The organism is Pedococcus sp. (assembly GCF_036000045.1).
Classification (GTDB): Bacteria; Actinomycetota; Actinomycetes; order Actinomycetales; family Dermatophilaceae; genus Pedococcus.
Window position 1 is genome coordinate 19424 of record NZ_DASYGF010000003.1, and the last position, 10563, is coordinate 29986.

Below are 10563 nucleotides of genomic sequence, written 5' to 3' on the forward strand. Positions count from 1 at the left end.
CCATGCGGGTCACCGAGACCAGCGACCAGTGGTGGAAGACGGCCGTCTTCTACTGCCTGCACGTCGACACGTACTACGACAGCAACGGCGATGGCGTTGGCGACCTGGGTGGGCTGGCAGAGCGCATCGACTACCTCGCAGAGCTGGGGGTCACCTGCATCTGGCTGATGCCCATCTACCCGACGCCCGGCCGGGACGACGGGTACGACGTGACCGACTTCTACGGCATCGACCCCCGCGTCGGTCACCACGGCCAGTTCGTGGAGATCATCCGCACGGCGAAGGACCGCGGCCTGCGGGTCATTGTCGACGCGGTCATCAACCACACGAGCGACCAGCACCCGTGGTTCAAGGCCGCGCGCCGCAGCGTCGACAACCCGTTCCATGACTACTACGTCTGGCGCTCGGACACCCCGCCCGACACCAGCGACCAGGTGGCCTTCCCCGACGTGGAGAACAGCATCTGGGCCAAGGACGAGAAGCTGGGCCAGTGGTACCTGCACCACTTCTACTCCTACCAACCGGATCTGAACGTCGCGAACCCCAAGGTCCGTGACGAGATCGACCGGATGCTCGGGTTCTGGCTGCAGCTCGGGGTCGACGGCTTCCGCATGGATGCCGTGCCGTACTTCGTCGACGACGTGGAGACACGTGCCGAGAGCAAGGACCACCCGGAGGTGCCTGCCGACCCGCACCAGCACCTGCGGGACCTGCGGGCGTTCGTCAACCGCCGCAAGGGCAACGCCATGCTGCTGGGCGAGGTGAACGTCCCCCACGACCAACAGCTGAAGTACTTCGGCGGCCAAGCCGGCGACGAGCTGCACATGATGTTCGACTTCATCGGGATGCAGAACGTCTACCTGTCCATGGCCCGGCGCGATGTCCGTCCGCTCGCCGCAGCCCTGGTCGACCGGCCCCCGATCCACCCCACCTGCCAGTGGGCGACCTTCCTGCGCAACCACGACGAGCTCACCCTCGACAAGCTCACGGACGAGGAGCGGCAGGAGGTCTTCGCCGCCTTCGGTCCGGAGCCGCAGGAGCAGATCTACGGCCGCGGGCTCAAGCGGCGCCTGCCCACGATGCTGGGTGGCGACCCTCGCCGTATCCGGATGGCCTACAGCCTGCTGTTCACCCTCCCCGGCACGCCGACCCTGTTCTACGGCGAGGAGATCGGCATGGGAGAGGACCTCGCAGCCGAGGGTCGGATGGCCGTGCGCACGCCGATGCAGTGGACCAGCGGTCGCAACGGCGGCTTCTCCACGGCGCGACCCAGCCGGCTCGTGCAACGGCTGACGCCAGGCGGATACGGCCCCGAACATGTCAACGTGGCCGACCAGCGACGCGACCCCGACTCGTTGTGGAGCTTCATGCACAAGCTGATCAGGGCCTACCGCGCCTGCCCCGAGCTGGGCTGGGGCCAGTTCGAGGTGCTCGAGCAGCCGCACCACCAGGTGCTGGCCCACCGGTCGTTCACCGACGAGGCCTCCGTCGTGGCCCTACACAACTTCGGGCCGGAGCCGGTGACGGTCGAGCTGACGCTCGCGCAGGGCTGCGTGGACCTGGTGGACCTGCTGGGGCTGGATGACCTCTCCACCGACGACCAGGGACGCGTGACCGTGGCGCTGGAGGGCTACGGCTTCCTCTGGCTCAGGGTGCACCCGCCGGGTACGGCTCGCCTGCCCTGACTCCGCCGACACTCTGACCTTCATTGGCGCCGACGACCTGGGCGACGCCGTTGACACCGGTCAGCTGCTCCGAGACCGCATCATCGCTGCACCGCATCGGTCACACGCTCACGTACCGCCAGCGTCGGGTCGAGATAGACCTGATCGAGCGCGTGCTGGGCGCCACCTTGTGCGGCGGCCACCAGGCCGAGGCGGGAGCCGACCAGGCAGGCTTCGCTCCCAGGCGTTGTCCAGCGCTGCGCCAACGCGGCCCCCACAGGCTCCAGGAGGTACTTGCCCGCGAACCCGAAGTACCCGCCAAGGATGACCGCGCGCGGGTTGAGGGTGTCGGTCAGGATAGAGAGGCCGGCCACGAGGTCGTCAGCGAGACGTGCGAGGGCTGCTCGTACCCGCAGGTCACCGTCGTCTGCGCGGCGCAACAGCTCGCGGATCCGGTCGTCGAGGCGGACCGCTCTGTTCCGCGCGGGGTCGCCCTCGACCGTCGCTCGCCGAAGGAAGGCGAGCAGCCCGACCTGCGTCTCCCAGCAGCCAACTCGCCCGCAACTGCAAGGAGTTCTGGCCGGGTCGAAAGGGAGATGCCCCACGTCGCCGGCGAAACCTGACCAACCGCGCACGAGCTCGCCGTCAGCGATGATCCCGGCTCCGGTCCCGATGTCCCCAGTCAGGTACAACACGTCGCGTAGCGCGTGATCGGAGAGGTGAGCGAACTCTGCGATCGCAGCCATCTTGGCGTCGTTCTCGACGTGGATCGAGGCCGGGTCGAGGTCAGTGCGATCGGCGAGGCCGTCGCGGACCCCGATGCCACGCCAGCCGATGTTCGGCGCGAAACGCGCCAGGCCCTCGTCAAGGTCGATCACGCCGGGGACGGCTACGCCGGTCGCAACGATAGTGACCCCGCGAGCGTCAAGGACGCGGTGGGCCCCCGCTACCAGGCCGGCGAGCTCGTCGAGCACCTGGTCCGGTGTGAGCTGGTCCACCTCCAGCGGCAGCACCTCCTCGTGCAGCACGTTGCTTTGGAGGTCCAGCGCCACCAGGGCGAGGTACTCCACGTGGACTGCAAGGCCGAGGCCACAGATCCGTGTGCCGTCCAGTTCGACTGTCACCCCGGGACGGCCGACCGCCCCCTGCCGGGAGATCTCGCTCTCTTGGGCGAGGCCGCGTTCGATCAGCTCCACGACAAGGCTTGAGACGGTTGCCTTCGCGAGGCCGGTCTCGACCGCCAGCTGGGCGCGAGAGCGCCCACCCTGAGCGCGCAGGTGATGGAGGACGAGAGACATGTTGGCCCCGCGGATGTGCGCATGACCGGTTGCGCCGCGCGACCGCGTCAGCGAAGGCGGGGGGGTTGCGTCTCTCTGGACGGAGGTCATCGCGTCGAGGGTCACTCTCGGGGCCGGGACTTTCGTGATCAACAAGCATTGACTTTAGCAGACATTAGTTCGTATGGTACCCGAACTAACTGTCCACTGCGAAGAAGGTTGGATCGAGATGTCGTCTTTCCGTGTCGTACGGCTGGTCGCGACCGCCGGCGTGCTGGTGTCCGCGCTCGCTGTTGCGGGGTGCAGCGCCCACGCCGAGAAGGGGTCAGCGGACGGCAAGTCTGGGCCGATCAGGATCACCTACCTCCACCGACTTCCCGACGGCGCCGGAATGACCAAGGTGGCCGATCTCGTCGCGGTCTGGAACCGAGAGCACCCCGATATCCAGGTGACGGCGACGAAGTTCGACGGGAAGGCCGCAGAGATGCAGCCGAAGCTCGAGGCAGACGTACAAGCTGGGACTGCACCCTGCCTGGCCCAAGTCGGGTACGCCGACCTGCCGGCGCTCTACAGCAAGGGCATGCTTGTAGACGTAACGAAGCAGGCCGCCAAGTACCGCCAAAACTTCGCTCCAGGCGCGTTCTCGCTGATGAGCCTTGGCGGGGTGACCGTCGGGCTACCGCAGGACACTGGCCCGCTGGTCTACTACTACAACAAATCCGCCTTCGAAGCTCTCGGCCTGAGTGTCCCGACAACGCTGGCCGAGTTCACGGCGACTGCACAGAAGGCTGCTGCTAAGGGCCGCTTCATCGGCGACTTCGAGGCCGACGAGGCCCCCAACTGGCTCTCCGCGCAGGCAGCAGCCGCGGGCGCCTCTTGGTACTCCGCCCAAGGTCAGGCTTGGAAGGTCAATGTCGACGATGCCGCGTCCGCCACGGTTGCCTCCTTCTGGCAGCACCTTATGGACACCAAGAGCGTGCTCGTGGAGAACAGGTGGGGTGACGGCTTCAAGGCCGCACTCGTCAACCAGAGGCTCATCGGCACGATCGGTGCCGCGTGGGAGGCTCCGCTTCTAGCCAGCGATATGGCCGGCACCAAGAATGTGGGGCAGTGGGCCGTCGCACAGCTGCCCGCGTTCGACAAGACCGCGATGACAGGACCCGACGGTGGGTCTGGCGTGGCCGTGCTCAAGGGATGCCCGCACGTTGACCAGGCGATGGCGTTCGACAACTGGTTCAACAGCCAGATCGACGGCCTCGTCTCACAAGGCCTTGTCGTGGCCGCAAGGGGCACCATGACGACCCCACCTGTCATTGGTCACTTCTTCGGCGGCCAAGACGTCTTCGCCGCGTTGTCGACTGCGAACCAGCACCTGAGCCCGCACTTCGGCTACATCCCGACCTTCCCGGCCGTGTCGGCTGACATCGCCAAGGCGGCCAGCCAGGCGGCCAACGGCGGCGCCACGGTCGCCCAGGTCTTCCGCGTCACTCAGGAGAGCTCGGTGAAGTCGCTCAAGGACGCTGGCCTCCCAGTCAGTCAGTAGCCACGTCGGCCCTCGGTCGAAACCGTCCGACCGAGGGCCCCACTTTGGAGGGAGACCAGGTGCAGAGATCGCACCAGGCGCGTACTGGATGGTTGTTCCTGCTGCCCTTCGCAGCCTTCTTCGCATTGTCTTTCCTGATCCCTATCGGCATGTCGGTTCGGGCCTCGTTCTACCGTGACCGCCCCGTCGGGGGAGGCCTTTACGCAGGCGGCAAGACAGCCGAGGCCTTCGCGGGTTTCGGCAACTACGAGGCGGCGCTGCACCGACAGGAGTTCTGGGCAGGGCTTGGGCGCGTGGTGCTCCTGGGGGCGTTTCAGATCCCGGTGATGATCGGTGCCGCACTCACGGTCGCGCTGATCATCGACTCAGGGTTGATCCGGCGCCCGACGCTGTTCCGGCTGGGAGTCTTCCTCCCTTATGCCGTCCCTGGCGTCGTCGCGGCGTTGGTCTGGACGTACATCTACAGTCCTGAGCTCTCACCCATCAACCAAGCACTCGGCCACCTCGGGACTACGGTCGACTTCTTCGCCCCGCGAACGGTGCTCGTGTCGATCGCCAACATGACCACCTGGACGTTCACTGGCTACAACATGTTGGTCTTCCTTGCCGCGCTTCAGGCGATCCCGCGCGAGCTGTACGAAGCGGCCAAGATGGACGGGGCCTCGGAGTGGGACGTGGTGCGCAGGGTCAAGGTGCCTCTCGTGGGCCGCGCGATGCTGCTCGCCATCCTGTTGTCGATCATCGGCACAATCCAGCTGTTCAACGAACCCACGGTGATGGCGGCCGTCAACCCGTCGATGGGGCATGCCTACACGCCGATGATGATGGCCTACAACACGATGACCGGCGCGCTGTCTCCCTCAGGCGCAGGCCCGGCATCGGCACTCTCGATCCTGATGGCGCTGGTGGCGGCCGGGCTGGCGTTCGCGTACACACTGATCCAGCGTCGGAGCCTGGCATGAGCAGCCGTACCGCGAACCTGGAGCTGCCTCGTTCAATGATGCCGTCACGCCGGGCTCAAGTCGTGGCGCTCTGCGTTCTGCTCGTCGCATTGCTGTACTTTCTTGGGCCGATCTACTGGCTGCTCGTCTCCAGCACCAAGACGAATCCCGAGCTGATCGGCGGCAGCGGGCTGCTCCCGCGCGGAAGCGTGCTCGCGAACTACCGCGCGTTGATGGCCTGGACCCAGGGCCAGTTCTGGCGCTGGGTGTTGAACTCGGTTCTGTACTCCGCGGCCGCGGGCGCGATCGGCACCCTCTTGTCAGTCAGCGCTGGGTATGCCCTGGCCAAGTTTCGGTTGCCGGGCCGGGGCGCCGTGCAGCTGGCCATCCTGGCTGGCCTCCTACTGCCGGTCTCGCTACTGACGGTGCCGCTCTACTTGCTCTTCCTCAACATCGGCCTGGTGAACACTCCGTGGGCGGTGATCATCCCGTCGTGTGTCAGCCCGTTCGGGGTCTTCCTCGGACGAATCTATGTGGAGTCCAGCGTCCCCGAGGAGCTGCTCGAGGCAGCTCGTCTCGATGGTGCTGGCGAAACCCGCATCTTCCTTGCCATCGTGCTGCGGCTCCTCGCGCCGGCCATGGTGACGATCTTCCTGTTCATCTTCGTGGCGACCTGGAACAACTTCCTGCTGCCACTGATGATGATCAGCTCCACCGAACTCAAGCCCGTCACACTCGGGCTCTACGGGATGATGAGCTACTTCGATCCGCGCTACGGCTCTGTGCTTCTCGGGTCATTCCTCGGCGTTCTTCCGTTGATCGCCCTCTTCCTGGGGCTTCAGCGGTACTGGCAGGCGGGTCTGACCAGCGGGAGCCTCAAGTGACCAGCCCACTGCTCCACGTCGACGGGGACCGGTTCGTGCTTGGGGGGCGCCCCCACCAGATCATCTCCGGAGGTATCCACTACTTCCGGATCCACCCGGACCTGTGGGAGGACCGGCTGTGCCGCGTCCGGGCGATGGGGCTCAACACGGTCGAGACCTACGTCGCGTGGAACGTGCACGAACGGCGCCCCGGCCGCTTCGACTTCACCCGGGAGCGAGACTTCCCTCGGTTCGTCTCGCTTGCCGGTGACCTCGGCCTCGATGTGATCCTCCGGCCGGGCCCCTACATCTGCGCGGAATGGGACTTCGGAGGCCTTCCGGCCTGGCTCATGCGCGATCCGAGCGCCCGCCTGCGCTGTGCCGATGAGACCTTTCTACGCGCTGTAGACGAGTGGTTCGACGCTCTCGTGCCCGTGGTCCTTCCACTCCTGCGCTCCCAAGGTGGCCCAGTAGTGGCCGTCCAGATTGAGAACGAGTACGGGTCCTATGGCGATGACCATGCCTACCTCGACCACTGCCGCAACGCGTTGGTCGAGCGAGGGGTCGATGTCCTCCTCCTCACCTCGGACGGTCCAGACTCCGACTACCTCGCCAGTGGGACGCTGCCCGATGTCCTCGCCACTGCGAACTTCGGTAGCCGTCCCGCGGCAGCTTTCGCGTCGCTGCGCGCCGCGATGCCCACTGGACCCCTGATGTGCATGGAGTTCTGGAATGGGTGGTTCGACCACTGGGGCGAACGGCACCACATCCGCGACCCGCACGATGCGGCTACCGTGCTCGACGAGATGCTCGCTTCGGGCGCGAGCGTCAACCTTTACATGGCACATGGCGGCACCAACCCGGGTCTCTGGAACGGCGCCAACGTCACCGATGACGGCCGCTACGAACCGACCGTCACCAGCTACGACTACGACGCCCCAGTGTCTGAGTCCGGGGATCTCACGCCCAAGTTCTACGCATTCCGTAAGGTCATCGGACGGTACGTACCTTTGCCAACGGACCCGCTGCCTGCCCCACCACCGAGGGTTGCGCCCGCCACGGCAGCGATGACGGGTTGGGCCCGGTTGACCGACAGCCTCAACGCCTTCGGTACTGAGCCGATCCGAACCCCGATGCCGATGTCGATGGAAGAACTTGGTCAGGACCACGGCCTGGTGCTCTATCGCGGCTCCGCCCTGGTGCCACCAGGTGGTGCAGACCTCGTGCTCGACGGCCTCGCCGATCGCGCGATAGTCCTCGCAGATGGCACGCCCGTCGGTTCTGTGAGCCGCAACGACCCCCGCACCTCGGTCGAGCTCCAGCCACGCAGAGATGGGCAACGAACGAGCATCGAGCTGGTCGTTGAGAACCAGGGACGGGTCAACTACGGACCTCGCATGGGGGAGCGGAAGGGCCTGGTCGCGGCTCGCCTCGGTCAGCGTCTGGTTCATGGCTGGCAGAACCTCGCGCTCCCCGTGGACGCCGACGGTCTCACCGAACGGATCCGCTTCGGCCGGCGTCCGCCGGAGGAGACGCCGGTCTTTGCTCATGCTGTTCTCCACATCCCCGAGCCAGCTGACGGGTTCCTTGCCCTGCCGGGATGGGCCAAGGGTTTCCTCTGGCTCAACGGCGTGCTCCTGGGCCGCTACTGGGAGATTGGCCCTCAGGAAACGGTGTATGCACCGGCACCACTTTGGCGTACCGGTGAGAACTCCGTCGTCGTCCTCGAACTCGAGCGTTCCGGGACGCACGTCGAGCTGCGCGACGTAGCGATTCTGGGATGAGTCGTCGCGGACCAACGACGGCGAGCTTGCTGATGGTGATCGTCGGGGCATCGCTCAGCATGCTCGGCGCGTGCGCTGCTGACGTCGCGGCGCCAAGAGTCCCTGTCCTCACGGGCGGCGCGGCACCGGTCGTCGAGGTCGCTGGAACCGCGATGCCCAGCAAGGGGCAGGCCCTTCTCTTGTCGTTCCTCGACTTGGGGCCCTCCGCTGGCGCAGCGTCCCGCAGCCAGCTCGCCGTAGTGAAGAGCATGGCAACTCAGTACAGCCGGGCCGGACTGTCTATCGCGGTGGTCGACACCTCGGGCCTTTCCCAAGAGCAACTGGTGAATGTTGGTTACGACTGGGACCTCCACTACCCGGACCTGCACCTTCTACCGCTGAGCGACGCCAAGGGGCTGGTCCGCCTCTATCAGCCAAAGGTTCCCGACACCACGCTGATCGCCCCGGACGGGACGGTGCAGGCGCGCTGGCAAGGAGTCGTCGTCCCAGCCCAGGCACTCGCACCGCCCCTCAAGAGACTCCAGAGCCCGTAACGACGATCGCAAGGAGAACAAGGATGTTCCGACGACTGATACAGATCCTGTTCGCAGGTGTCTTCATGGTTCCTGCTGCTGGCACGTTCATCGCCACGCCAGCAGCGATGGCGGCAAACAGCACCTTCTATATCGACTGCTCCGCCGGCGCCAACGGCTCCGGCACCGCCGACTCGCCGTGGAACGACCTGGCCACGGTCGACGCGTATACCTTCGCTCCGGGGGACCAGATCCTGCTCAAGCGCGGAACGACGTGCGTCGGAGTCCTCCATCCTCTCGGTTCTGGGGCGGCAGGTGCACCGATCGTCGTGGACGCCTACGGCACAGGTCCCAAGCCGATCGTCGCCGGCAACGGCGCCCCGGATGCGGTGCGACTTCACAACCAGCAGTACTGGGAGCTGCGGGACCTCGAAGTGACCAACCATGGCGCGACCGTTGCCAACCGGCGAGGCGTCTACATCACACTCCAAGACATCGGCACCGGCTCGTACTACCGGCTGACCAACCTCACTGTGCACGACGTCAACGGGGACAACACCAAGGACCTCGGGGGCAGCGCTGGCATCGACTTCGACGTACTCGGCACCCAGGTCCCGACCCGGTTCTCCGACGTCGTCGTGGACGGGAACGACGTGTACTCCGTCGACCGGAGCGGAATCAACATGTCGACCACCTGGAAGTGCCGGCCGTCGATGGGGTGGGACGGGTGTCCGGTCCACACCACCAACTACTACCCCTGGCAAGGCGTGGCCGTGCGTAACAACACCGTCCACGACACCGGCGGCGACGGCATCGTCATGCAGTACACCGAGAACGGGATCAACGAGTACAACGTTGCCTACGACATCAACATGCGCGCCGGCAACAACAATGCCGGAATCTGGGCGTGGAACGCCGACGGCGTGACCTTCCAGTACAACGAGGTGTACCGCGTGCGACGGCCGGCCGGCGTCACCGACGGCATGGCCTTCGACGTCGACTACGGCACTGACCGGACGGTGTACCAGTACAACTACAGCCACGACAACGAAGGGGGGATGCTCCTGCTGTGCGGGTGTGGGGGCGCGTCAGCCAACGCGGTGATCCGCTACAACGTGAGCCAGAACGACCAGTCCCGCATCATCATGGGAGCCGGTGCGACGAACGCCAGCTTCTACAACAACACGATTTACCTAGGGCCGGCGTCGACGACCAAGATCCTGGAGGAGTACTCAGGCAACACCTACATCACGCTCTCGAACAACATCATCGTCAACCAGGGGTCGGGTGGATACACCTATGCGAGCACTGCGGACTTGGGGCATTACACCTGGGACCACAACATCCTCTACGGCAACCACCCGGGTGGACCCAGCGGCCAGCTGACGGTCGACCCGCAGCTGACCAATCCCGGGACGGGGACCAGCCGGACGACCCTCGGGGGTTATCAGCTCGCCGCCAGCTCGCCGGCGATCGGCGCGGGCCGGGTCATCGCCAACAATGGCGGCGCTGACTTCTGGGGCGATCCGGTGCCGCAGCAGTGCACTCCGGACATTGGTGCCGACCAGCGCTCCACGCCGAACGACGACGTGTGCGGGATCGTGCGCAACCATGGCTTCGAGTCAGGCGCTCTGGGGCCGTGGTCGTCGTGGCAGGGGGCGCAGGTCGTGGCAGGGAACGCGCGGACAGGGAGCTACGCGCTGCAGGTGGGGCCGGGCCAGTCGTCTGCGGAGCAGGTCGTGCAGGTGCAGCCCAACACGACCTACATGGTGTCTGGATGGGCTCGTTCGGTGGATCCGTCCGAGCCGATCAGGATCGGGGTCAAGAACTTCGGTGGCAACGGTGAGGTCTGGACGCCGGTAGCGTCGCCGACCTATGCAAGGGGATCGGTCACGTTCACGACGGGCCCGACGGCGACGAGTGCGACCGTGTACTGCTACAAGCCCAGTGGCAATGCTCTGGGCTACTGCGACGACCTG

8 protein-coding genes are annotated in these 10563 nt (G+C 65.9%); 7 read left to right on the forward strand and 1 reads right to left on the reverse strand.

Features of this window, described 5'->3' with window-relative positions; all coding sequences use genetic code 11:
- Positions 1 to 2 precede the first annotated feature (2 nt).
- Positions 3 to 1685, forward strand: a complete 1683-nt coding sequence (locus VGN50_RS00310; protein ID WP_327442629.1) for an alpha-amylase family protein — start codon at positions 3 to 5, stop codon at positions 1683 to 1685.
- Positions 1686 to 1765: 80 nt separating this feature from the next.
- Here the strand turns inward: VGN50_RS00310 and VGN50_RS00315 are convergent, their stop codons facing one another.
- The gene (locus tag VGN50_RS00315; RefSeq protein WP_327442630.1) at positions 1766 to 2962 is read right to left on the reverse strand and encodes an ROK family transcriptional regulator; all 1197 of its coding nucleotides are present in this window, start codon (positions 2960 to 2962) and stop codon (positions 1766 to 1768) included.
- Positions 2963 to 3332: 370 nt separating this feature from the next.
- Between VGN50_RS00315 and VGN50_RS00320 the strand changes: the two genes are divergently transcribed.
- The 6 genes from VGN50_RS00320 to VGN50_RS00345 form a co-directional block, all read left to right on the forward strand.
- Positions 3333 to 4484 (forward strand): extracellular solute-binding protein, encoded by a 1152-nt coding sequence (locus VGN50_RS00320; RefSeq protein WP_327442631.1) that lies wholly within the window; start codon positions 3333 to 3335, stop codon positions 4482 to 4484.
- A 92-nt stretch (positions 4485 to 4576) separates the two neighbouring features.
- Positions 4577 to 5446 (forward strand): sugar ABC transporter permease, encoded by an 870-nt coding sequence (locus tag VGN50_RS00325; protein WP_327442632.1) that lies wholly within the window; start codon positions 4577 to 4579, stop codon positions 5444 to 5446.
- Positions 5443 to 6309 (forward strand): carbohydrate ABC transporter permease, encoded by an 867-nt coding sequence (locus tag VGN50_RS00330; protein ID WP_327442633.1) that lies wholly within the window; start codon positions 5443 to 5445, stop codon positions 6307 to 6309. Before VGN50_RS00325 ends, VGN50_RS00330 begins: the two co-directional genes overlap by 4 nt.
- Positions 6306 to 8072, forward strand: coding sequence for a beta-galactosidase family protein (locus tag VGN50_RS00335; protein WP_327442634.1), 1767 nt, complete (start codon positions 6306 to 6308; stop codon positions 8070 to 8072). Before VGN50_RS00330 ends, VGN50_RS00335 begins: the two co-directional genes overlap by 4 nt.
- A 26-nt stretch (positions 8073 to 8098) precedes the next feature.
- Positions 8099 to 8605 (forward strand): hypothetical protein, encoded by a 507-nt coding sequence (locus VGN50_RS00340; protein ID WP_327442635.1) that lies wholly within the window; start codon positions 8099 to 8101, stop codon positions 8603 to 8605.
- 23 nt (positions 8606 to 8628) lie between these two features.
- The coding region (locus tag VGN50_RS00345) for a carbohydrate binding domain-containing protein (RefSeq protein WP_327442636.1) at positions 8629 to 10563 on the forward strand (1935 nt) is incomplete at its 3' end.